Origin of the sequence: Bacillus sp. 005/A4HT-01/001, assembly GCF_004634445.1 — a bacterium.
In the GTDB taxonomy this organism is placed as follows: Bacteria; Bacillota; Bacilli; order Bacillales; family Bacillaceae; genus Bacillus; species Bacillus altitudinis.
Genome location: NZ_SEIZ01000001.1, coordinates 17194 through 40434, shown reverse-complemented (window position 1 = coordinate 40434; position 23241 = coordinate 17194). Strand labels below are relative to the sequence as shown.

The following is a 23241-nucleotide window of genomic DNA, read 5'->3' as shown; positions in this document are numbered from 1 at the left end:
ATGCTTTATGAAAAGAGATCTTTTATTTGTCGTCTGTCTGTTTTGGCTGACGGCCTTTTTGTTTTTCTTTCTCTCTAATGTAGTTAATAAAGTCGATGGTTTGTCTTCGTGCTTCTTCAGAAAAATCGGAGGCAGCTTTAAACGCAATTTGCAAATCAGGATCATCTGCAAGATCGTCATCAGAGGCGTTTTTGTCTTTACCTGTGAGAAGATAATCTGTTGAGACCCCGTATAACTCGGCGATTTTCACAATCATTTCACCATCTGGCTTTCTCAATCCATACTCCCAGTTAGCATAGGTCGACATCGCCTTTAATCCGAGTTTTTTGGCAACGGTAGACTTACTCCATCCATGTTTCTCTCTTAATTCAGTTAGAATCTTTCCAGTCAAATTATCCATCGGAAACACCTTTTTTCATATTATGTGTAAATTTTATCATGAATTACACGGAAAAGATAAATAAATACACAAAAAGAATAAAAATATGATTGACTTACTCGTTTTGTGTATATTATCATAATGAATATAACTTACACATAATGAGTAAGAGGTGGAAACATGAAACTTGAAAATTTACGAGAAGAACGAATATTACAAGGAAAAACACAAACGTATATGGCGAAAAAACTTGGATATAAGTACACGAGTGGCTATGCAAATATAGAAATGGGCCGAACAAAGCCCAGCTTAGAAATAGCCAAGCATATTGCAGATTTGCTAAATATCGGTGTTCAAGAGCTTTTTTTTGGTCAAAAGTTACACAAAAAGAGTAATAGTCTTGAGGAAGACCGTTCTTAAAAAGGGGAGACAAACAGAATGAGTATCGAACATCCGATGGTGACACAAATGAATGATTTCGGCTATCCAAAACGTTACTGGCCATATGAAATGTCCCGAAATGGTTATCGATTAGAGGACGAGGACCGTGAGAAAGGATTTGATGATGATGAGACATCAGATGACATTTGATGCCCGAAAAGAAGCCCAGCATTGCCTAGTACAAGCTGGCGGCTGGATCACTTTTCATCAAAAAGAGCCGATTTTTGCTTTCCCCACGGCAGAAGAAAAACGCACATACATGACCCTCATGGCAGAAAAAGCCGTTGATGACAAGAAGAAGGAAAGGATGAATGCGACATGAATCGATTGAAGCAAATCATGACATTCCTGAAATGTTTGCTCAATGCGGGTCAAAACGAACAAGACATTCGGCAGTGGGCGAAGGATGACGGGAGATCGTAGCATGGTCCTTCATTTTATCATTGAAAAAGAACATTTATGTACAAAAGAGACATTGATAAACAGAATTCAAACAGCCGCTAAAGCGCAATGCACAAGCAAAATAAAAGGCGCATTATCACTCGACATTCGCTCATTTTACAATATGCCCATTGATCTAGCGAACAGCCAAGACACGCGTACATCTGCAGAAAAAGGCTTGATACGCCCGGTACACATCTGCATTCTTCAACCAAATTTGCAGTATATACAAGAAGCACTTCATGCCGTTACCGATGACGCCTCTTTACAGATTGTAGAATTAAGAGTTTCACAGTTTTATAGCATGCGTCCTCGAATGGAAATCATTTTAAATACGATGGGTGATGATATGAGATCCTCACCACCAAATAAGGAGACAAGCATATGAACGAGCCAAAACAACTCATGATTCAAGAAAACCAGACATTTGTCGGTGAAATGGAAAAAGGAAAGATTCAAGTCATTGTGTTAGATGGAAACGTAGGAACGGCTTATATGATGGATGTACCTGAGCATGGAAAAACGATTATTCAAACAGCAAAAGGACATTTTGCAAGAGTCGATCATGAGATTGGTTTTAAAATCAGCTAGTCTGATGAACAAGAACAACTGAATAAGTCCAAGACGGAAAGCCTGCGGACACTGATCAAGACCCTATAAAAAGGGGCTGATTGGTGTCCGTTTTTTATTTTCTTAAAAAAGGGAGAGAGCATAGATGCAAGATTTACTGATCGAATATAAAAGAAGTTTAAAAGATGCCAGAAAACGATATGAACAATTGAAAGACAAAGAAGAGAAACAGATGTCAGATCAGGACAAACATGATCAAAAAATGATCGCCAGTATGGTCAGCGATCTAGAATACGTGGTGGAATGGCTTCAAATCGGCAGAGAGCCAGGCGCACGCAGAGGATTAGATAGAAGGTCTGTGTACCAGCGCACCATTCTTGCTAATCAAGAGGTATTAGAGGCTTTATCACATGAATACACCCTCATTCAAGAGAAAGAAAGAGAGGTAAGTGAGCGTGACAAAAGGCGAATCGATGAAGCTTTGTCTGTTTTAACAGATCGAGAGAAAGACGTATTTTTTATGCACACAACGCAGGGTCTGTCATTTAGCGAGATTGCGATTATGCTAGATGTAAAAAAAGGAACAGTCCAAAAACATATGGAAAGAGCTCGGACCAAAATGTCCAAAAAAGTACAAGAACGCCTATTCAAAGCTGCTGAATAGGTGTTTTTTCTTTCATCACTCAATCTTCAAAAGCTTGTCTTACAGTTGCCACCTATAGTTAGAAAGACCAAACGAATGTTTGCTAGCCCGGCACAAATGATTCCTCTTCAGGGAATCATTCGAACTAAAAGGAGGCGGCAGGTGAATGTAAATGAAAGATAAACGGATAGAGGCTAAGCAGGATTATATGAAAGGGATGACGTACCAGCAGCTAGCCGATCATTACAACGTCTCCATCCATACCGTCAAATCATGGAAAAGACGATACGGCTGGCAAAGACAAAAAACACCGTCAAAGCAGGCGCACTCGATTTTTCATCAATTTCTTTCAGATGAAACGATTGAAATCATGGAAAAAATGGATGGGCGCACATCTCTTGATATCATCTGGGATCAAATTCAAATTCAATACGCAGCCATTATTCGAGCGCAGCGCATCATGCATGTAGCAGATCAAGATGACATGATCAAAGAACTGAAAAAGGCGACGTACTTGCCTTCTTCATTAGAGGAAGAAACAGGTGAAGGCATTCATCCAGAGCCAGAGATCACGGCAGAGGAATTTTCGTTTCAATTTTCATGGGATCGGCATGCTACTTTTTTAAATGCCCAATCTCGTGCAATGGGAGAGCTAAGACGGCTGATTAAACAGTTTGAAGAGCTCGCTCATGCGAAAGATGAACGAAGATTAAGGCTGAAGCAAATTGAGCTAACAATCGAAAAAACAAAAAAAGCAGTTCGTGAGGAAAAAGAAGAAGATCTTCATATCATGATCAAAAGAAAAGAGGACGATTCATGACGCCGTTGATTGAAAAAGAAGTCAATCCTCACTTTGAACACTTTTTGTTCGATTGGAATCAAAAGTTTCAGTTTTTAGTAGGCGGCTATGGCTCATCCAAAAGCTATCACATTGCTTTAAAGCTGATCTTAAAGCTGCTTGAGGAAAAACGGACAGCACTTGTCATTCGAGAAGTGTATGATACGCACCGGGAGTCGACCTATTCTCTTTTACAAGAAATCGTCAGCGATCTTGGCATCGATCATCTAGTAAAGTGCCGCAGTTCACCGCTTGCTCTCACTTTTCGCAATGGGAGCAGCATTTTATTTAAAGGACTGGACAAGCCTGAGAAATTGAAGTCGATCAACAACATCTCAATTATTTGGATTGAGGAGTGTTCCGAGGTTTCTTATGAAGGGTTTAAAGAACTGCTTGGAAGGCTGAGACATCCGGTTTTACCTCTTTATATGATGTTATCGACGAATCCCGTTGGTCAGGATAATTGGACGTACAGACATTTCTTTCGAGATGAGCAGCTGAAACGTTTTGTCCTTGATGACGAAACCTTATACAAACAGCGAACCATCGTGATAAAAGATACGTACTATCACCACTCAACAGCAGAAGACAATCTATTTCTTCCTAAAAGCTATGTCAAGCAGCTGGATGAGCTGAAAGAATACGATCCAGATCTTTATCGAATTGCAAGGAAGGGATACTTCGGTATCAATGGCACAAAAGTGTTTCCGCAATTTGAGGTCAGACAGCATGCTGACGTATTAGAAGCGATCGGGCAGATTGAAAGACCGCTGAAACGGGCGGGGATGGATTTTGGATTTGTCGAATCCTACAATGCGCTCATTCGGTTAGCTGTCGATCATGAAAAAAAGTACTTATATATTTATTGGGAATATTACGACCGCGGGAAAACGGATGATGAAACAGCTGTTGATCTGAAAGAATTTGTTGAATCAAAGGAACTCATTAAGGCAGACGCAGCAGAACCTAAAACGATTCACTATTTTCGGCAGCGCGGATTTCAAATGGTCGCTGCACATAAGTTCCAAGGCTCACGTTTGCAATATACAAAGAAAATCAAACGATTTAAGAAAATCATTTGTTCTGATGCTTGCCCTTATACCATCTATGAACTTCAATCACTAACCTATAAGGCAGATAAGAACGGCCGCTTAGAGGAAGATGAATTTCAAATCGATCCACACACATTATCCGCCATTTGGTATGCGCTAGATGATTATGAGGTGACCGATTTGAAACAGACTGCTTCAGAGCGTGTCCGTCCAAACCGAGAGAGGAGGTCCATACAATGAAACAATTAAAAGCAACGATTATGAAGGCCAACATGTCTGATCATACAAAACAAATGTATGAGGATGAATTTTCATACGAAAAAGATGACATTGTCCCCCCGCCCTACCATATCAATGAATTAAAAAGCATGGCAGAATACTCAACGATTCTTCAGCAATGTATAGATGCGTATCGAACAAACATTTTAGGCTTTGGCTTTGGGGTGGAATACGCCTTTGATTTTAATGCGGAAGATGTGAAACCGGTCAAAAAGAAGACAGCCGAGAAGGAATGGACAAGACTCGAAGAGTTTACGAAATACATGAACTATGATGAGTCTGCTGACGTAATTCTTGGTTATGTCCTAGAAGACCGGGAGAAAACAGGAAATGGCTTTTTAGAGGTGCTGCGGGATGGACAAGGAAAGCCGGCAGGAATCGAGTATTTGGATGCACTCCATATCCGCATTTGCAAGCTAAGTGAGCCAGTCGACGTCGAATTCCGCTACACAGAAAACGGCGAATTAAAGACGATGAATCGCAAGAAACGATTCCGAAAATATGTACAGGTCATCAATGAGAAGAAAGTCTTTTTCAAGGAGTATGGTGATCCGCGCATATTAAATTGTGAAACAGGCAAGTACGATGATGCTACACCAGAACCGCTTCAAGCAACAGAAGTCATTCATTTTAAAATTGGCAGTGGGACGTATGGGATTCCCCGCTGGATTGGCAACATCGTCAATATGTATGGCGCACGAAAAGCAGAAGAGCTGAATTATCTTTATTTTAAGCAAGGACGGCATGTACCTGGTGCCATCATTGTCGAAAACGGCATGCTGTCAGAGACTTCTTATCAGCAGCTACAAGATTATATGGATGATATTGAAGGGTCTGATCATGCGCATAAGTTTTTATTGCTTGAAGTAGAAGGGCTTCCGACAGAAAAAGGATTAACAGGTGAAGAAGATGTATCAAATGTCAAAGTGAACTTTAAATCCTTGGCGGAAATCCTGCAAGAGGATGCGCTCTTTTTAGAATACGATGAAAAGACGAGAAACAAAATCCGCTCCGCTTTTCGTCTGCCGCCTATTTACACAGGAGAGTCACAAGATTATAACAAGGCCACGGCAGATACCGCGCGAAAAACAACGGAGGAGCAAGTGTTTCAGCCAGAGCGGCATCTTATTACAGGGAAGCTCAATACTCTTTTTCTCCCGGATTTAGATATATGGCATGTCCGCTTTCTATTAAATGGTCCTGACTTTAGAGATCCATTAGAGATAGCGAAGGTTCTGACACCATTTATTCAGGCTGGGGCAGTATCGCCAAATGATTTACGAGATCTTGCGGGGCGTATTCTTGGTAAGACGTTAGAGGAATGGCCGGAAGAATTCTACCACCGACCTTTAGAAAGCCGCATAAAAACAGCTGATGGGCTGTCTCCATCAGAGTCAAACCAGCTGGAGAAATAAAAGGACGTGAGCTTTTTTGAAAGGGGGTGAACATATGCCAAGGGAATTAAAAAACGCAAAAATTACACATGTTTCCTATGTGGACAAGGCCGCCAACCAAAAGAAATTTTTCTTGATGAAAGCAAAGAAAAAGCAGCCTGACTTTCAAAAAGAAGTCAGTGTCCTGACGAAGGCAGATGATGCGCATCGCCTCGTATATGGCGTCGTGTATGAACCGAATACACCTGATGCACATCAAGACTTTATGTCGGCCAAAGAAATTGAAAGAGCAGCACACGGTTTTATGAAAGATGCCCGTCACATTGATAAACAGCATGATTTTCAAGATGGTGTTGGCGAAGTCGTCGAATCATACATTGCCCCAGCGGATTTTGAAGTAGGCGGGGAGCTGATTCAAAAAGGATCTTGGGTACTTGTGACAAAGGCATCACAAGATATTTGGGACCAAATTCAGCAAGGCCATATTACAGGCTACTCAATGGCTGGAACAGCAGACATCATCGCAATAGAGGAACACGATCAGCTCCTATCTCAAGAAACGAACGAGAGAGGGCTTTTTTCTTTGCTGAAAAATTTCTTTTTGAAAGAGGAAGGTGCAAATATGCCACAACAATTTTGGAGCGTTTTAGATCATCTGCTGGAAACGTTGCAGTCAAGTGATGGTGATGAGTCTAGCGTAAGAGCGGCACTTGAACAATTGATTCCAATTGTGCAGGATGTGTTGAAAACAAATGATGTCCTCCAAACGATTGGCGAAAGACCAGCATCCGTTCAAAAGCAAGATGCCGGATTAACGACTGATCAAGTACGCGAACTAGAAAAAGCAAAAATGGCCATCGACAACGTTTTACAACAAGCGGATAAACAAGGGACAGATCAAACAGGTGAAGAAGAACCTGTACAAAAAGTGCTGGAGCAAGTGGTTGCGCCAATTCGCCATCAGCTCTCTTCCTTAGAGAAATCAGCAGGCAGAGAAAAAGCAGCGATTCAGGATGTGCTTCAGCAACAGCTACTGCCTATTTCAGAGCGGATACACATGCTTGAAAAAGCGCGGGGCATTTCTAAACAAACAAATCACGATACACAAAATGATATGACAAAGCCCATATGGGATGGCTTACTATAAGCCTAAATAAGGAGGAAAAAGTGTGAGAAATCAAGAGTTGATTCGCAAGGCTGAAATGACACTTGCCAGCTTAAAAACAGGCGGTCTCATGAACGCAGCCCAATCCAACACATTCATTAGAATGATGCAAAATACACCAACCGTTTTAAATGATGCACGTATCATTCCAATGGAAAGTGATTCACAAAAAATCGAAAAAATCGGCTTCGGTCAGCGCATTTTACGCCCAGCAGAAGAAGGCAAAGCGCTTGATGCAAAAGACCGTGTTGTCCCAGCGACAAGCACTGTTCAGCTCAATGCAAAAGAAGTCATTGCTGAGATTCATATGACGTACGACAGCATTGAAAACAACATTGAAAAAGACGGGATTCAGCAAACCATTATGCAAATGCTGGCGGAACGAGCGGCAGTCGATATTGAAGAACTGATCGTCAACGGTGATACAACATCACAAGATCCATTTTTAGCTCAAATGGATGGCGTACGAAAACAGGCAGTTTCTCATATTGTCGATGCGAATGGAGCGGAAATTAGCCGTCAAATGTTCAAACAAGGCTATAAAGCGATGCCGTCAAAATATTTACGTGTACCTCAGGATTTCCGTTTTTATACATCCCCAAGTTTAGAGGTCGAGTGGAAAGACCAAGTAGCAAACCGTCAGACAGGTCTCGGAGATGCGGCGATTCAAGGCGGCCTTTCTTCTGCATTCGGTGTTCCGGTCAAAGGTCTTGCCAATATGCAGCCATATGATGAAGCAGGAACAGATGTATCAGATATTTTACTGACACATCCGAAAAACATTATCGTAGGGTTTTCTCGCAATATTCGCATTGAAGTAGAAAAAGATATTCGCAGCCGTAAGTTTATCATTGTTCTGACAGCGAAGCTCGACAGCAAATTTGAGGAAGAGGATGCTGTAGCCAAAGTCATGAAAGTGAAAGAGTAGGTGACAGCAGGCTATGATCATTTCTGCTGAGGAACTACAAGCCTATTCTGTATTTGATCGCGTGAAAAATCGTTCTGTAGAGAGACTAGCGGCAGATATTATTGAAGCAGAAGCAGCGGTATTTCAAATGGTCGGGCACGATTTTACGCATGAAAAATATCAGCCCATTCCTGAAAAAGCAAGGATCGCCTTATTAAAAATGGCCCAGTATTTTGCCATGCTGAATGATGATGAATCCATGATGAAAGGCTTGACTTCAGAAAAAATGGGTGATTATTCATATGCAAAGGCAGCGGACAAAGTGAAAGGCAGACCTTATGTGTATGCCCTTCTTGTTGATTATATTGAACCGTCATTAACTGGCGGCAGCGCCAATTTAAAGGTGAGATCATTATGAGCTATGATTCTCTATTAACGGATCGCTGTGATCTTTTTCACTTAGAGAATGAGGGGGCAGTCCGTGGCAAATTTGGTATACCAGCAGGGGATCTGCAAACGGACCTCACTTATCCTGATACACCAAGTATGAGAGATGTGGCTTGCTATGTTGTAGAAAAAAGCCAGTCACTCGTGCAAGAAGAACCGAATACAGTTATCTATCAGTCCTATCTCGTCCATTTCCCTTTAGCAAGCGACATTCGCTTGCATGACAAAATGGTGTGGAACGGCATCTCACTCAAGTTGCAGCAGCCAAAAAGAGTGAAAAATCATCACATGGAAGTGATGGCCGTCAGAAAGGAAAACTTATGAAAATTGATGGACTTGACCGGCTGCTATCCCAGCTCCAACAGGCAAATAGTATCGGCTTAACGGCGCAATATCAAGAGTGGTTACAGGAAATGGGCTTACAGTTTTTAGACATCATTCAAGATGAAATCATCAAAGAAAAGGCTGTTGATACAGGCCGTCTCCTCAATTCCTTTCAAAAAGGTGACAAGGAGAATTACTTTCTCACTTCCCGAGGCGGGCTCACGCTAGAAGTGGGGACACAGCTTGATTATGCCTCTTACGTGAACGATGGACATGCCATTTCTTCAAATGGAGAACGAAGATGGGTGCCTGGCAGATGGAACGGCAGCCGCTTTGAATATGATCCGAACGCCAGTACTGGCATGATGCTTTCATCTCAATGGATTGAAGGAAATGGGTACTGGGATCATGCCGTCATGCTCTATGAACAAATGTTTGAACACTCGCTGGATCGAAAGCTTCAAAGCTGGATCGATCGACATTTTGGGAGGTGATGGAATGAATCAAGAAGTCGGGGCAATCATGCATTATATATACACACGCTTTCCTGTGAAAATGTATGATCGTCTTCTGCCAGAGCGTTTCCAAGTGCCATCTGTTTATGTGCCGCCAGTGACTGTCATTAGTGGTCCAGATACAGTGTCTACTTTTATGAAATCTTATTCGCTGCAAGTGAAAGTGTTTCATATGGATACAGAAAAAGCGCATGATGCGGCGGAAACAGTCGTCGATGCATTGCTTGCTGATCGTCAAATCATTCAGATGATCAGTGAAGATGGAGAGGTGCTTGATGATTATGTCCGCATAAAAAGAGTGGAAACAAGAATCATAGATCAAGGTGTAGCAGCGATTGTCCTGACGTGGGATAGCAGCTATTGGTACAACCGAGATAAACAGCCAAGCCTAGAAGGTATCAATTTTTCAGATGGGGTGATCAAACGTGAGCAAGACTAAAAAAACACAGCTCGATCAAACAGCGGGCGAAGAAAAAGAATTTGGCTTTTCATTTGAAGCCTTAAAAGAGCACAGCAAGGATCTTTTTGGGGTAAAACCAGAAATCCTTGAAGGTGCTCTTTTTTATATCAAACATCAACCAATTACAAAAACAGAAGCAAAGAAGCACATCGATGCTTTTTTGTCCAAGGAGGTTTAAAGGATGAACGGAGGCACTTTTACACCAGGTACAGAGAAAAAGCGTCCTGGCATTTACTTTAATTTTAAAACAACAGCAGAGCAGCGAATTACTTTAGGCGAGCGAGGAACAGTTGCACTTCCTCTTGTCATGAGCTGGGGAGAACCAAAAACCTTTATTTCCGTTTCCGATATGGAAGACTTAAATAAAAAGGTCGGGCTCAACATTGATGATAAGTCACTTCTTCTTTTCCGTGAAGCGAAGAAAAAAGCGCAAACGGTCTTGCTTTACCGTCTAAACGAAGGAGAGCCAGCCAAAGCGGAAATCGCAGAAAACTTTGTGGTCACAGCCAATTATGGTGGTCAAAAAGGAAATGAGATTACCATTCAAGTGGCAGAAAATGTACTCGACAGCACAAAGCGTGACGTCATCACCTATCTTGGAACAGATATTGTCGATAAACAGGTGGTCAAAGATGTCAAAGATCTTGTGAAAAACAAATACGTTCAATTTTCTGGTGAAGGCGAAGCGGTCATTACTGCAGGAGCGGCTTTAAGCGGCGGGAAAAACGGTGTGGCAAGTGTCGCAGATTATACAGCTTTCCTAGAAGCAGCTGAAACGGAATACTTTGATGTCATTGCACTCCCAGTCGATAATAGTGAGCAATTAAAAGCAACATTCGCGTCATTTATTGAGCGTTTACGTGATAAGCAAGGACGTAAGGTGCAAGGCGTTGTGGCTAACTATGCAGCTGATCAAGAAGGAATCATCAATGTCACAAGCGGTGTTGTTTTAGAAGACGGAACAGAACTGACGCCTGCTCAAACAACAGCTTGGGTCGCAGGAGCAAGTGCAGGAGCGAATTTTAATCAGTCACTGACCTTTGTTGAATACGAAGGCGCAGTCGATACATTAGAGCGTCTTGATAATGATCAAGTAGAATACCGTTTATCACAAGGAGAGTTTCTTTTCACTTTCGATGCAAGAGACCGCACGGTGAGCGTTGAAAAAGATATTAACTCTTTGACAAGCTTCACGGTTGAAAAGAACCAGCAAATGGCGAAAAACAAAATCATCCGTGTGCTAGATGCAATCAACAATGATTTAACATTTGAACTGAAAAATTTGATTAAATTACGCAAAGCCAATGGCAATGACATTCCAGCATCAGACGACGGTGTGCAGCTTGTGAAAACACTGATTACACAGTATCTCACACAACTTCAAGATGGAAGCGGCATTACAGGCTTTAACTCAGAAACAGATATCGTCATTGGCCTCAATGAAGATCGTGATGGATTTATCATCGATTTAGCAGTACAGCCAGTAGACGCAGCAGAAAAATTCTATTTCAATGTGGAGGTGAAGTAAGATGGCTTTTAAAGCGCAAAATACAATCTCAGGTAAAGAAGGTCGTCTTTTCTTAGAAGGTGAGGAGCTTGCCTTTATCAAAACGTTTGAAGCAAACGTGGAGAAAAATAAATCAGAAGTGAATGTGATGGGCCGCCGAATGACTGGTCATAAAACAACAGGGGCAAACGGAACAGGAACGGCAACATTCTATAAAGTTACGTCACGTTTCGTTCAACTTATGCTCAACTATGTGAAAAAAGGGGAAGATCCTTATTTCACTCTTCAAGCGGTAATTGATGATAAATCATCAGGCCGAGGCACAGAGCGTGTGACATTATTCGATGTCAACTTTGATTCAGCTAAAATTGCTGGACTAGATGTTGATTCAGAGGCACTTGAAGAAGAAGTTCCATTTACATTTGAAGACTTTGATCTGCCTGAAAAGCTGAAGAATTCTTTCTAAGAAATGCGGAGGAAATTAGCTAATTAATTAGCTAAATAAAAACCAAATATGCTATAATGCAAATGTAATGAAAAATGAATGCATTTGTAATGCACATTGCATTCAATGACACACAAAATGATGTTTACATGCAAAGCGATTTGCATACAATAAAAAGAAGCCAGGATGCGCTAACATCCCGGCAATGTACAATGAGGCCCTTCAAGGGGCTGGCTTATCAATTAGATAGTTTTAAGGATAGACTTTCCCTTTCACCTACCAAAGCTCAAGGGGAGTCTATTTTTTGTTTATATACGTCAACAAAGCAAGGATAAACATCCCGAATAAAAGCATTAGGGAAATCGCTTGGAACGTTGACATGAGCATCACCCCCTTCCTATCGGGGATGAGCCAGACACCCTTGAGCAAGCCGTTCAATTGTACGAGTTATATTATACATGAAAAGATTGGAAAGCACATTCAAAAATGGATGTGCTTTTTTGTATTCAAAAAACAAACAAAAGGGAGTTTTTAAACATGAGCGAAAAACAAACATTTGATCTTTCATTTTTTATGCCAGGACAAACAGTAGAAGCGGAAGAGGTCAAAGTGCCAATTTCTAAGCGTTTTGTTGATAAAAAAGGGAATGTCATTCCTTTTGTCTTCAAAGCGATTACCACGGAACGTATTGATGAACTGGAAAAAGAAAACACCACGTTCAAAAATGTCAAAGGCAGAGGCCGTGTGAAAGACTTAGACAGCCAGCGCTTCTACGCACGGATTGCCATTGAATCGACGATTTATCCAGATTTCCGCTCAAAGGAATTAAGAGAAGCCTACAGCACACAAGATCCAGTTGAAGTTGCAAAACGTGTTTTATCTGTCGGTGGTGAATACGCAAACTGGTTAAACAAAGCCATTGAAATCAACGGATTTGAAGACGAAATTGAAGATTTAGAAGACGCAGCAAAAAACTAATAAAAGATGGGGATAAGGAAGCAGTGTTTTTATATTACGCCATGCATGAGCTTCACTATTCCCCATCAGAACTTCTCGATTTATACGAAGCACCAAGACAATTTAAGGCATTCTTATTCGGACTCATCAGCTACAAGCTCGATATGCTAGAAAAAGAAGCAAAGAAAGGAGGGAAATAAACTGGCGAAGCTCACTGCACGATTTGAATTAGAAGACAAAGTATCAAAGAAGCTGTTGCGCATTCAAAAACGATTTCAAACGTTTGAGAAGCAGCTCAAACCATTTAGAAAACCGATGAAAATAAGCCTGGAAATGGATGAAAAGAAGCTAAGGAAATTCAATTTATCGATGAGAAGGTTTTCTGTATTGTCCATGAAGCTAGATCAGGGGATCTATCGTGATCTCAGATCATTAGCAAACCAGCTGAACATGATACCGAAACAGATGGTCATATCGATTCAAGCAAAAGGACTAGATGTCATTAAATCCAGTATAGATCGATTGAAACAATCCGGAACAAGTCCAATCCTGTTGACGTTCAAACTGAATGATCAGTTGTCAGGAAAAATGTCATCAATCAAAAAATCAATCCTTCAGCTCATGAACAGAACGTACTATATGAGATTAAACATGGTTGACCAAGCCACCACTGCCATTCAACGAATCAAAAAGACACTCAAAAGCTTGACAATGGCTAAACACGAAATCAGAGTATCTGTTCAAGACAATGCAAAGAGTAAGTTGAAAAAACGAGATCAGGCAGAGTCAGTTGTGAAAGAACAAAACATAAAAAAAGAACCTGAGGCTGTTAGTCCGCCAGTTAAAACGGATGAACCTAAACAGGATTGGCTCCAGAGCCTTGCTAATAAAGGGTTAAATGAAATTCAAAAATATGCAGGTGATGTTGCAGACAAGGTGAAAGAAAAATTAAGTCCTAGAAAGTTTTGGGACGAAAAGGCACTTCCTTGGGTTGAAAATAAAATGGAAGAGTACAAGCAAGATGTGATCGGAAGAATAAAAGAGAAGATTAAATTTAATCCTGAAAAAAAACTAGATGAATTGGTGACCAATGTATTAGATCGTCTCTTTGGTGCAGGTGATCAATCGAATGGAAGTAGCACTCCAGCGCCAACAACAGCGCCAACAACAGCGCCAACAACGGCACCAACAACAGCGCCAACATCCACACCATCAAATTCAGCTCCCAATAAGAAATCTAAGCCGCGAGGTGGTAAAGGTTTGTTTCGCAATAGTTGTTGTCCCTGTTGTGCAAGAGGTTTAAGCAGGGGAGGATCTACTAAAACTAAAAATAGAAATGGTCAATCACCAAGACAACCTAGAAATCCAAATGCCACAACAAGAACCGAAATGAATAGAAGACCTCCAAGTAAATTAGGGGATGCGTTGAAAAATATCGGTAAAGGGAGCGGTAAATTATTAAAGAAAGTACCTATTCTAGGCAGTGTACTTAGTGCAACAAATCTAATTGGTATGAAAAAAGAGAATGCTGGTGAAAAGATCGGTGCGACTGGAGGAGGAATCGCCGGTGGAATGGCAGGTGCTGCAGCAGGTGCTGCTATTGGCAGTGTAGTTCCAGGGGTAGGTACAGCCATCGGCGGCCTAGTAGGCGGCATCGCTGGAAGTATGGGTGGAGAATCTATCGGTGAAACAATTGGAAAATGGTTTGATGGCGGTGGATTTGAGAAGATTGGCCAAAAAGCCATTGAAATCAAAGATCAAATTGTTGAAGTGTGGTCTACAGTTGCGGACTGGTTTATCGAAAATGTGTGGACACCATTAAGCAGCACGGTTGGCACAGTAGCAACCACAATCTGGTCAAGTCTAGTCAATGCATGGACATGGATACAAGAAACATTCAGTGCAGTTGCGGGCTGGTTTATCGAAAATGTGTGGACACCGTTAAGCGATACAGTTATTACGGTAGCAACCACGATCTGGTCAAATCTAGTCAATGCCTGGACATGGATACAAGAAACATTCAGTGCAGTTGCGGGCTGGTTTATTGAAAACGTTTGGACACCGCTAAGCGACACAGTCGTTACGGTAGCAACCACGATCTGGTCAAGTCTAGTCAATGCCTGGACGTGGATACAAGAAACATTCAGTGCAGTAGCAGGCTGGTTTATTGAGAATGTGTGGACACCGCTAAGTAGCACAGTTGTCACAGTCGCTACGGGGATTTGGACAGCATTATCAAATGCGTGGAAAACCATTCAATCAATTTTTGGAGCAGTATCCTCTTGGTTTATGAACAATGTATGGAATCCGCTTGTAGAAACGGTTGGAACCATCAAAGATAGCATTGGGAAGAAGTTTGAAGAAGCGTATAAAGTGGTGACAGATATATGGGATGGATTATCTAAATGGTTTAAAGATAATATTCAGACACCGATCGTAAAAGTGGCAGGTGCCATAAGTGATGGTTTTTCTAAAGCATTTAACTGGGTTAAAAAGATTTTTGACAAAGCGGGCGATGGCATTAATTTTGTAGTAAAACATTTATTTGGAGATCCTGATAAAAAAGCCACAGGCGGCTATATCACCCAGCCTACCTTATCATGGATTGGTGAAGCGGGTAACGAATTTGTCATTCCAACTCAAAATAACCGGGGCCGTGGGAAGATGTTGCTTGCACAAGCTGCTTCTCATCTTGGAATGTCTGTTGTGCCAAGCAGCAGCGGAGCAGCAAGTCCAGTTTCTAGCTCTCCAGCTCCAATTACGCCAAATGCTCCAGCAGCTCCAACTGCTTCTGCCGGTTCAATTGGTGGAACGGTTTCAATGAATGGAAACATCCAATCTGCCAGCATAGGTGAGCAATTTAATCATGATTTTGAACAAGGGCTGAATCAAAAGGTGGTTTCAATTGATCAATGGAAGCAAAAAAACATTCAGCAGCCATTTAATCAAATGACATCAGATTCAGGAAAGTACGGACAACAAACGGTATCGGCATTTGCTACTGGCCAGCAAATGACACCAACAGGAACTGATAGCTTTTTGCAAAGTCGTGTAAAAGCACAATACCAACAAGTGATGACAGCATCACCAACTTGGGGTTCTGGAACTGTTAGTGGCTTTGCAACAGGTCAAAATGCCACATCAATTGGCACAAGCCAATACGTAGACCAACACGTCAAACAACCATTCCTGCAAGCCAAACAAGAATCACCAGGATGGGGTTCAGGAATGATCGATGCCTTCAATAGCGGCATGCGTTCAAAAGCAAGTGAAGTCACACAAGCTGCCAAAGAAATGGCGAAGAAAGTGGAACAGGCGTTTAGAGAAGAACTAGACATTCATTCTCCTTCGCGTGTCATGATGAGTCTAGGGAAATTCGCATCGATTGGTGTCGTCAAAGGGCTCGATTCAGTTGATGTGAAAAAGTTTGCTGAAAATCAAGCGGGTTCATTAATCGGAGCGTTCAGCGGTATGGGTGCTTCAGGTCTTAGTGTTCAGCAATGGCTCATGGCAGCTCTGATGGCGACTGGCACATCGATGAGCTGGCTTCCAGGTCTTATGACAATCGCTCAGCACGAATCAAATGGTAACCCGAAAGCCATCAACTTGTGGGATTCCAACGCCAAGAAGGGAACGCCTTCTAAAGGGTTAATGCAAACCATTGGGCCGACCTTTCATTCTAATAAAGGCAAGGGCATGAATGATATTTGGAACCCAATTCATAATGCCGTAGCAGCTATTAACTACATTAAGGGCAGATATGGAACAGTCTTCAATACACCTGGATTACGGAGTATGAGAAGAGGCGGTCCTTATAAAGGCTACGCCAATGGCGGATTGATTACTCAGGAGCAGGTAGCTAGAGTCGGTGAAGGAAACAAACGCGAGTGGATTATTCCAGAAGAAAGAGGCATTCGCGGGAGATATTTATTGACGCAGGCAGCAAAGGCACTTGGGATGCAAGTCTATGATCCATCAAATGCATCTGCTCCTTTACCAGAATCACAGATGCAGCAAGTCACCTCAGCACAGCCAGCTGGGAATGCAACAACGTCAGGCAATAAACAAATCACCATCCAGTTCAATGGTGATCAGCATTTCCATAATGGACAGGATCAGCAATCGCTTGTCGAAAAAATTAGACAAATGCTTGTAGACGAATTGGAAGTAGAGCTTCAGACAGGAACGAAAGGGGTCGTGATCGATGGGTAAATCAGTGTATCAATTGTGGATTTCCCAAGGCAAGGAGAAGTTGCGATTTCCTGTGCTTCCATCCGAACTTGAGATCACAAATAATGTACAAAATGAAACAGTGAAGGTCTCCTCCTTTGGGGAACTGACTTTTATTGATGTACCATCGGCTAAACAAGTATCATTCACCTCATTATTTCCTAAGAAATATTCGCCAATTGCTGAATATAAAAGCATTCCATCACCAGAGAATGCAATAGCGAAAATTGAACGAATGATGCGTTCAAAGAAGTCTGTGCGACTGATTGTGACAGGGACTAAAATCAATATGACGTGCAGCATTGAGAGCTTCACACACAAGGAAGGGTCTTATGACATAGGGGATCGTGAATTTACGATCGAGTTAAAGGAATATAAAACCGCATCGCCTAGGAAAATCAAACGAAAGAAAAAAGCAAAACAAACCAAAAAGAAAAGACCCTCAAAAACACCACCAAAATTGTACACTGTCAAAAAGGGAGATACTCTGTGGGCCATTTCAGGCCGTTTTTATGGCGATAGTACAAAATGGCGGCGTATTTGGAATGCCAATAAAGCAGCGATGATCAAACGAAGTAAACTCAATATTAAACAGCCGGGATATTGGATTTTTCCAGGGCAAAAATTGAAAATACCACAATAGGGGGGCTGACATTGATTGAGCTTTTTGCCATCAGAAGCGGCACGATGTATGAGCTTGTCACAGAGAGTGTGACACTTCAGGGGCAAAGGTATCAGGCCCCTCGCTCTATTCAGGCGAATATTATCACAAAGCAAGGCAGTCAAACATATTACCGTGTCTCAGAAGGAGACACGGTTCTTTTTAAATGGAAAGGAAAAGAGCTGTTCAGAGGCATCGTGTTTTCTAGGACGCCTGTTGAAGGAAAGCTGACCTTTACCGCATACGATATGCTCCAATATTTAGTGAAAAACCAAGATGTATATGTTTTTTCAAATCAACGGGCAGATCAAATTTTGAGGCGGATCGGGGCAGACTTTCAAATTCCTATGACATCCATCGCAAATACAGGACATATCATGAAGTCTCTCGTTTTTAAAAATGACACGAGTTTATATGACATCATTTTAAAAGCATTGAAGGAAACGAAGCGGCAAACCGGTAGAAATTATCAAATTTATTCTGCTAAAGGCAAGATGGGGCTGAGAGCTTGGCCCGATCCAGAGGACGTGTGGGTCATTGAATCAGGCGTCAACCTCATCGGTTATCAGTACAGCACCTCCATTGAAGAGACAGCAACACGTGTGAAGATGCGCACGTCTGTAGACGAACAGGGGAAGAATAAGAAAAAAGGTAGCAAATCAGATATTGTGGTGATCGAACAGGATAAAGCGGGTCAGAGTCAGTACGGCATTTTACAGCATGTGGAGACGGTCACAGGTCAAATCAACCAGCCGCAGCTTCAAAAAAGAGCGAAAGTACGCCTAGCTGAGAAAAAAGGCGTCAAACAAGAAGTGAAAAGCATACAAGCACTCGGAATCCCTGAACTGCAAAGCGGTCTGCCAATCTATTTGAAAATCCCTGAAATCAACATCAAAAAAACCTACTGGATCGATCAAGACAAGCATGAATTCAATGGAGTGAAGCACACCATGACAATTGACGTCGTTGAGAAAAATTCCATGCCAAAGGGTGATCAAGCATGAGATTAAGTGAAGCAATTAAACGACTCGCTGTCAATGCAGTAGATGCAGCTTCTCCAATTGATCTGGTGATTGGAGAGGTCACAATGGCTTCGCCTCTTCACATCCGATTAAATGAAAACAGTAAGCTGATCATTCCGGAAGAACTGCTTATTTGGCCTAAACGCTTAAATAAGGGTGAGGATGATGAGTTGAAAAGGGGAGACAGCATTATGGTACTTGCAATGGCAGGAGGGCAGTCCTTTTACATCATCGACAAATTGTAAGGGAGGTGATGAACGTGGCACTTTCACCAGAGGAAGAAATCGAGGAAACAGAGGAAGATGAAGAGGTAGAAACCTCGACGACGTATCGCATAGATTTTGAAAATGGCAGGCTGACAAATGAAGCCATTACAGGCATTGAATCGATCCGTCAATTTATTTATATGACATTGCGAACAGAGCGCTATGCACATCCCATTTACAGTCACGATATTGGCACTGAAATTCAGGAGCTATTGACTGATACTGAAGCAACTGATGAATACAAAGAAATGGAGATTCCAAGATTGCTTGAAGAAGCATTGGTCGTTGATGAGCGGATTGATCATATTGAAGAGATAGAGGTCACGAAGCAAAATGATGCCTTTCAAGTCAAACTAACCATTGTCACAGATGAAGGCACATTAGAAATAGAGGAGGTGATGGAGGGAGATGTTTGAGGAGCAAACGTATGAGGCGTTGATGGAAAGAATGCTGGACAGGCTACCAGATGATATAGACAAAAGAGAAAATAGCGTCATTTGGAATGCCTTGGCACCTGCTGCTGCTGAACTCGCTCAGTCGTATATTTGGCTTGATCAAGTATTTGAGCTTGTCTTTGCTGATACAGCACAGGGGGAATTTTTAGATCGACGAGCAGCAGAAGTGGGGATTGAGCGAAAGCCAGCCACCACAGCGGTGTGGTCCGTAACCATTCAACCAGAGAACGTAAACATTCCAGCAGGATCAAGATTCTTTATTGAAGATGTTTATTTTCAATTTTCAAAGGACGGTACACTAGAATGCGAGACAACAGGTACAGCCGGCAATGGGCAATTAACAGGTCAGCCGCTGCTATCGCTTGATACCATTCCAGGTCTAGAGTCGATGATCATGAAGGAATTGGTGATACCAGGGCAAGAGGAAGAAGATGATGCGTCATTATACGATCGGTATTTAATACGCGCAAGGCGAGAGGCTGTCAGTGCCAACAGAGCACATTACAAAAAGTGGGCCGAGGAAGTGGTTGGTGTCGGCAGAGCGAAAGTGTTCCCGCTATGGAATGGAGAGGGAACGGTCAAAATTGTCATCACAGATGGCAATCTAGATGTAGCATCTGAGCTTCTTGTCAAAAGGGTCCAGGAGTATATCGATCCTGTACCGGGAGAAGGAGAAGGGCAAGCTCCTATTGGCTCAAAAGCAACTGTGGAAAGCGCCAAGTGGCTGGATATTGACGTAGAAGTGTCCGTCGAACTTCAGATGGACTGGACACTTGAGGGTGCGCAAAAAGAAATAGAAGAAAAGGTCAAAGCACTGTTAAAATCAATCGCATTTGAAAAAAGTACGATTCGAATGTCCGCTTTAAATGATATTTTGTACCATTCAGAGAGTGTGTCCGATTATGCAAATGTCTTATTGAATGGGGAGTCAAAAAACTTAGTATTACAGGACATTGAGATACCACGTCTGAGGCAGGTGAAGGTTATTGAGCAAACTTGATGAAATGAAAAACTACTTGCCGCCTTATTTCACAGAGATTTATGATGTGGATCATTTACTAAAAACGGAGGCGCCAGAGTTTGAACAATTGGATGAATCCATTTTTGATGTAACGGATCAGTTCTTCCCTTTAACAGCGACGTGGGGATTGAATTGGTGGGAGAGAATGCTCAAGGTGCAGCGAGAGTCAGATGATTCGATTGAGCTGCGCAGGGCACGATTACTCAATATGATGTCGAACATTCCACCAATTACGTATCTTTCATTAGAGAAATCTGTGAATCGATTTCTTAAAAATCCAAGTGCGATCATCCGTCTTACAGTCAACCGTTATCATTTTGCATTGCGTGTCAACCTAGATGACCTGCAAAACACAAGATATATCGTCGAAATACTCGAAACGTTAAAGCCAGCACATTTGGCGTATACGTTCACCGCCATTCATCATACAGATGTTCATGAAACAAATGATCATCACCAGCGGCTCACACTGCGAAGCAGAGTGGGCTTTTTCGATCATATTCCAATTTTACTCAATGGTGAATTCGTATTAAATGGAACGTTCTATCTTAGCGGGATACGAGGTACTACGGAGGTCCCAGCTCGTTTTCGGCATTCATTAAAGATGAAAATGCCGCTTCAACAAGAGAAAGAAACAGCATATCGTCTGAATTATGTCATGACTGGAGCATCGTATGAAACGAAGCAAGCAGCTACGCTGACTTTGCGCGCAAAGAACCAGCTTTCACATCACGCGAAAAAGAGGATGACGTTCCGCTTACCAGTACATGTTCAAAATGAACAAGGCGGCAGTTTACTGATCAAGGAGCATTACTGGATTCTCGATGGATCCGTTCCACTTGATGGATCAAAAATGCTGGCAGCAACTTCTAAAAAAATAGATCTATAAGGAGGATCACAATGGCTGATCAATTAACCGTAACCACACTATATGCACGTCAACAAATGGCAAAGGCACGAGCAGAAGGAACAAAACTCACAAAAGTCGTCAAAATGGCGTTCGGAAATGGAGGAACAAAGGATGGAAAACCGATCTCTCTTGACGGAACCGAACAAGCACTCAAAAAAGAACTGATTCAAAAAAATATTGACTCGTTTACCTTCATGGAACCGGCAAAAATCCGCTACACCTGCACCATCGCTGAAGGAGAACTAGCAGGCGAAGTCATCAATGAACTAGCCCTTGTCGACGAAGCCGGCAAATTCACCGCCATCCGCACCATGACAGACAAACAAAAAGACGGCGACATCGAATTTGTTTTTGAGATTGATGATATTTATTAATGGAGGGGAAAAGAAGTGGACATAAAATCACCTTTACCGTTTGAAACCTCTGACAAAGCCCATGCCAACTTATTTAACCGGATGGTCGATACACTTGTGGAGAATGACAATGCGCTCAGTAGACAAATAGAAGGAATCACAAATGAAAGCTTGTTCATTTTAAAAGGCGATCAAGCCATTCAAGATGCATCAGTCAGCGGTGAGCAATATCCAAATGGGATTACGTTGATGGCTATAGCGAATGATACCGGATATCCTACAAAATTAGGTTTTGTGAAGAACGAAAAAATGAATGAGTATCGTTTTATACAATATTATTATGGCAACGGTAATGAAACAACTAGTTATTTTACTAGTACTGGTATTTGGTTTAGACAATGGTATATAGCCTCAGGGTGGACAGAGTGGCACAAAATCTCTGGTTTTCTTCATACGAACATTGGTACAACTGGTAAGCAGTTGCTTAATAATGCTGAGCGACAAAAAATCCTTTTTAATCGAAAAATCAAAGATAGTCACAATAATTTTGATATAAAAAATAGTCGTTTTATTTGTCCGGAAAACGGAATGTATCTAGTAAACGCTGGAGTCTATATTGAGACGGTTCAAATGTATGCAAATTTTGAGCTGTCTATTTTTTTAAATGGTAAAAATTATAAAAATATATCTCATTATAGACATCTCCCTGCCACACCCTCTGAAACGGCAAAACTTGATATAGGTTTATATGGGGCTGCGAATGTTCCAGCTAATAAAGGAGATTACGTTGAAATTTACATGTATATAGGCTATGCGGGAAATTCTGATCGTTATATATCTGATAATTCAGGTTGGTACAACTATTTCGATATTACGGAATTAGGCGGCCGCAATTTCCCGAGAGTGTAGGAGGATTCAGATGATTTTATATGAAGCCATTAAGTATAAATACCCCGATGCGGACCCGCAAAAAGATTTTGAACTAAGAAATGATGGCGATGGTTCGTATTTAAACGAGTGGCATCTAGATGTGCCAAAGCCAACGGTAGAAGAGTTGAAAAAATGGTGGGAGGAATCCCAAGCCAACCCGAGGTATGAACCACCTCTTCCACTAGATTATCTAGCACAAGAAGTAGCCAAAGAAAAGCTAGTGAGAAAACAGCTTGAACACCAATGTGATCTTCTAACAAATGAACTAAAGGTGCTAAAAAATGAGATCCTTTTCATTAAAGGAGAGAGTGAAACATGAATTATTGGGTTATGGCATTATATTTCCAATGGGTGACACCTGAATTAGTTAAAGAAGCAGTTGAATTAGGTGATTGTTCGATGGAAGATCTAAATGCAGGATATGAGCAAAGGATGCTCACTTTAGAGCAGTTGCAAGAAATAAAACAAGCATTAAGAGTGAAAACTGAATAGAAATAAAAGGACCATACCTGATTTTTCAATGACATGTTCAAAGCACTACTTGAGAACGATATTAGAGCAGTTCTTAAAACATACAAATGATGCGAGAATACAGCAGCTAATACAAAAAAGCAGAAATGTGATGATTC

33 protein-coding genes are annotated in these 23241 nt (G+C 41.7%); 31 read left to right on the top strand and 2 right to left on the bottom strand.

All coding sequences use genetic code 11. The annotated features are described in order from the left end of the window. Positions 1–22 precede the first annotated feature (22 nt). Positions 23–400 carry a helix-turn-helix domain-containing protein gene (locus ES896_RS00270; protein WP_007500560.1) on the bottom strand — a complete coding sequence of 126 codons (378 nt, stop codon included), beginning with the start codon at positions 398–400 and terminating at the stop codon, positions 23–25. Positions 401–559: 159 nt separating this feature from the next. Between ES896_RS00270 and ES896_RS00265 the strand changes: the two genes are divergently transcribed. The 18 genes from ES896_RS00265 (at position 560) to ES896_RS00185 (ending at position 11828) form a co-directional block, all read left to right on the top strand. After that, positions 560–799 (top strand): helix-turn-helix transcriptional regulator, encoded by a 240-nt coding sequence (locus ES896_RS00265; RefSeq protein WP_017358976.1) that lies wholly within the window; start codon positions 560–562, stop codon positions 797–799. Between the two features lie 18 nt (positions 800–817). Next, positions 818–970 carry a hypothetical protein gene (locus tag ES896_RS19975; RefSeq protein ID WP_017358977.1) on the top strand — a complete coding sequence of 51 codons (153 nt, stop codon included), beginning with the start codon at positions 818–820 and terminating at the stop codon, positions 968–970. Continuing rightward, on the top strand, positions 948–1142 hold the full coding sequence (locus ES896_RS00260) for a hypothetical protein (RefSeq protein ID WP_226650593.1): 195 nt from the start codon (positions 948–950) through the stop codon (positions 1140–1142). Before ES896_RS19975 ends, ES896_RS00260 begins: the two co-directional genes overlap by 23 nt. 102 nt (positions 1143–1244) lie before the next feature. Continuing rightward, positions 1245–1649, top strand: coding sequence for a RusA family crossover junction endodeoxyribonuclease (locus tag ES896_RS00255; protein ID WP_017358980.1), 405 nt, complete (start codon positions 1245–1247; stop codon positions 1647–1649). Between the two features lie 17 nt (positions 1650–1666). Then, positions 1667–1852 (top strand): XtrA/YqaO family protein, encoded by a 186-nt coding sequence (locus tag ES896_RS00250; protein WP_370648332.1) that lies wholly within the window; start codon positions 1667–1669, stop codon positions 1850–1852. A 124-nt stretch (positions 1853–1976) separates the two neighbouring features. Next, positions 1977–2495 (top strand): sigma-70 family RNA polymerase sigma factor, encoded by a 519-nt coding sequence (locus ES896_RS00245; RefSeq protein ID WP_017358981.1) that lies wholly within the window; start codon positions 1977–1979, stop codon positions 2493–2495. Between the two features lie 151 nt (positions 2496–2646). Then, positions 2647–3294 (top strand): phage terminase small subunit, encoded by a 648-nt coding sequence (gene terS, locus ES896_RS00240; protein ID WP_008344125.1) that lies wholly within the window; start codon positions 2647–2649, stop codon positions 3292–3294. 8 nt (positions 3295–3302) lie between these two features. Beyond that, positions 3303–4604, top strand: a complete 1302-nt coding sequence (locus tag ES896_RS00235) for a PBSX family phage terminase large subunit (protein WP_160758062.1) — start codon at positions 3303–3305, stop codon at positions 4602–4604. Further along, the gene (locus ES896_RS00230; protein ID WP_041507681.1) at positions 4601–6058 is read left to right on the top strand and encodes a phage portal protein; all 1458 of its coding nucleotides are present in this window, start codon (positions 4601–4603) and stop codon (positions 6056–6058) included. The genes ES896_RS00235 and ES896_RS00230 overlap by 4 nt, the downstream gene beginning before the upstream one ends. 34 nt (positions 6059–6092) lie before the next feature. Continuing rightward, positions 6093–7184, top strand: coding sequence for an XkdF-like putative serine protease domain-containing protein (locus ES896_RS00225; protein ID WP_135226208.1), 1092 nt, complete (start codon positions 6093–6095; stop codon positions 7182–7184). Positions 7185–7206: 22 nt separating this feature from the next. Further along, positions 7207–8130, top strand: a complete 924-nt coding sequence (locus tag ES896_RS00220; RefSeq protein ID WP_035389210.1) for a phage major capsid protein — start codon at positions 7207–7209, stop codon at positions 8128–8130. A 13-nt stretch (positions 8131–8143) separates the two neighbouring features. Then, positions 8144–8527 carry a protein YqbG gene (gene yqbG, locus ES896_RS00215; protein WP_007500574.1) on the top strand — a complete coding sequence of 128 codons (384 nt, stop codon included), beginning with the start codon at positions 8144–8146 and terminating at the stop codon, positions 8525–8527. Further along, positions 8524–8880, top strand: coding sequence for a YqbH/XkdH family protein (locus tag ES896_RS00210; protein WP_017358987.1), 357 nt, complete (start codon positions 8524–8526; stop codon positions 8878–8880). Before yqbG ends, ES896_RS00210 begins: the two co-directional genes overlap by 4 nt. Continuing rightward, positions 8877–9374 (top strand): HK97 gp10 family phage protein, encoded by a 498-nt coding sequence (locus tag ES896_RS00205; protein WP_017358988.1) that lies wholly within the window; start codon positions 8877–8879, stop codon positions 9372–9374. The genes ES896_RS00210 and ES896_RS00205 overlap by 4 nt, the downstream gene beginning before the upstream one ends. A gap of 4 nt (positions 9375–9378) precedes the next feature. Next, entirely contained in the window at positions 9379–9834 is a 456-nt protein-coding gene (locus ES896_RS00200; protein ID WP_017367937.1) for a phage tail terminator family protein, read from the top strand. Next, positions 9821–10033 carry a YqzN/YkzM domain-containing protein gene (locus ES896_RS00195; protein ID WP_008344108.1) on the top strand — a complete coding sequence of 71 codons (213 nt, stop codon included), beginning with the start codon at positions 9821–9823 and terminating at the stop codon, positions 10031–10033. The genes ES896_RS00200 and ES896_RS00195 overlap by 14 nt, the downstream gene beginning before the upstream one ends. A gap of 3 nt (positions 10034–10036) precedes the next feature. Beyond that, a complete protein-coding gene (locus ES896_RS00190; protein WP_017367936.1) occupies positions 10037–11383 on the top strand; it encodes a phage tail sheath family protein in 1347 nt (448 codons plus the stop codon). A 1-nt stretch (position 11384) separates the two neighbouring features. Then, complete coding sequence (locus ES896_RS00185) at positions 11385–11828, top strand: phage tail tube protein (RefSeq protein ID WP_003213309.1); 444 nt, start codon at positions 11385–11387, stop codon at positions 11826–11828. Positions 11829–12104: 276 nt separating this feature from the next. On the opposite strand, the gene ES896_RS20240 is transcribed toward ES896_RS00185, so the two are convergent. Then, the gene (locus ES896_RS20240; RefSeq protein WP_229200408.1) at positions 12105–12161 is read right to left on the bottom strand and encodes a putative holin-like toxin; all 57 of its coding nucleotides are present in this window, start codon (positions 12159–12161) and stop codon (positions 12105–12107) included. A gap of 183 nt (positions 12162–12344) precedes the next feature. On the opposite strand from ES896_RS20240, the gene ES896_RS00175 reads away from it, so the two are divergent. The 13 genes from ES896_RS00175 to ES896_RS00115 are packed head-to-tail and all read left to right on the top strand — an operon-like array spanning position 12345 to position 23104. Next, positions 12345–12785 carry a phage tail assembly chaperone gene (locus ES896_RS00175; RefSeq protein ID WP_008344099.1) on the top strand — a complete coding sequence of 147 codons (441 nt, stop codon included), beginning with the start codon at positions 12345–12347 and terminating at the stop codon, positions 12783–12785. A gap of 41 nt (positions 12786–12826) precedes the next feature. Beyond that, the gene (locus ES896_RS00170; protein ID WP_008344097.1) at positions 12827–12964 is read left to right on the top strand and encodes a hypothetical protein; all 138 of its coding nucleotides are present in this window, start codon (positions 12827–12829) and stop codon (positions 12962–12964) included. Position 12965: 1 nt separating this feature from the next. After that, entirely contained in the window at positions 12966–16976 is a 4011-nt protein-coding gene (locus ES896_RS00165) for a transglycosylase SLT domain-containing protein (protein ID WP_420481328.1), read from the top strand. After that, positions 16969–17637 carry a LysM peptidoglycan-binding domain-containing protein gene (locus tag ES896_RS00160; RefSeq protein WP_008344093.1) on the top strand — a complete coding sequence of 223 codons (669 nt, stop codon included), beginning with the start codon at positions 16969–16971 and terminating at the stop codon, positions 17635–17637. The genes ES896_RS00165 and ES896_RS00160 overlap by 8 nt, the downstream gene beginning before the upstream one ends. Positions 17638–17648: 11 nt before the next feature. Beyond that, positions 17649–18659: an XkdQ/YqbQ family protein gene (locus ES896_RS00155; protein ID WP_135226206.1), complete on the top strand. Its 1011-nt coding sequence runs from the start codon at positions 17649–17651 to the stop codon at positions 18657–18659. Further along, entirely contained in the window at positions 18656–18922 is a 267-nt protein-coding gene (locus ES896_RS00150; RefSeq protein ID WP_017358996.1) for a DUF2577 family protein, read from the top strand. The genes ES896_RS00155 and ES896_RS00150 overlap by 4 nt, the downstream gene beginning before the upstream one ends. Positions 18923–18936: 14 nt before the next feature. Next, entirely contained in the window at positions 18937–19359 is a 423-nt protein-coding gene (locus tag ES896_RS00145) for a DUF2634 domain-containing protein (protein WP_008344087.1), read from the top strand. Further along, a complete protein-coding gene (locus tag ES896_RS00140; RefSeq protein WP_057079155.1) occupies positions 19352–20398 on the top strand; it encodes a baseplate J/gp47 family protein in 1047 nt (348 codons plus the stop codon). The genes ES896_RS00145 and ES896_RS00140 overlap by 8 nt, the downstream gene beginning before the upstream one ends. Then, complete coding sequence (locus tag ES896_RS00135) at positions 20385–21308, top strand: YmfQ family protein (protein WP_135226205.1); 924 nt, start codon at positions 20385–20387, stop codon at positions 21306–21308. The genes ES896_RS00140 and ES896_RS00135 overlap by 14 nt, the downstream gene beginning before the upstream one ends. Positions 21309–21319: 11 nt before the next feature. Continuing rightward, positions 21320–21703, top strand: coding sequence for a phage tail-collar fiber domain-containing protein (locus ES896_RS00130; RefSeq protein WP_017359000.1), 384 nt, complete (start codon positions 21320–21322; stop codon positions 21701–21703). A gap of 15 nt (positions 21704–21718) precedes the next feature. Continuing rightward, positions 21719–22591: a hypothetical protein gene (locus ES896_RS00125; RefSeq protein ID WP_135226204.1), complete on the top strand. Its 873-nt coding sequence runs from the start codon at positions 21719–21721 to the stop codon at positions 22589–22591. Between the two features lie 10 nt (positions 22592–22601). Further along, complete coding sequence (locus ES896_RS00120) at positions 22602–22931, top strand: XkdW family protein (RefSeq protein ID WP_047946741.1); 330 nt, start codon at positions 22602–22604, stop codon at positions 22929–22931. After that, a complete protein-coding gene (locus ES896_RS00115) occupies positions 22928–23104 on the top strand; it encodes an XkdX family protein (protein WP_135226203.1) in 177 nt (58 codons plus the stop codon). Before ES896_RS00120 ends, ES896_RS00115 begins: the two co-directional genes overlap by 4 nt. The last annotated feature ends 137 nt before the right edge of the window (positions 23105–23241 follow it).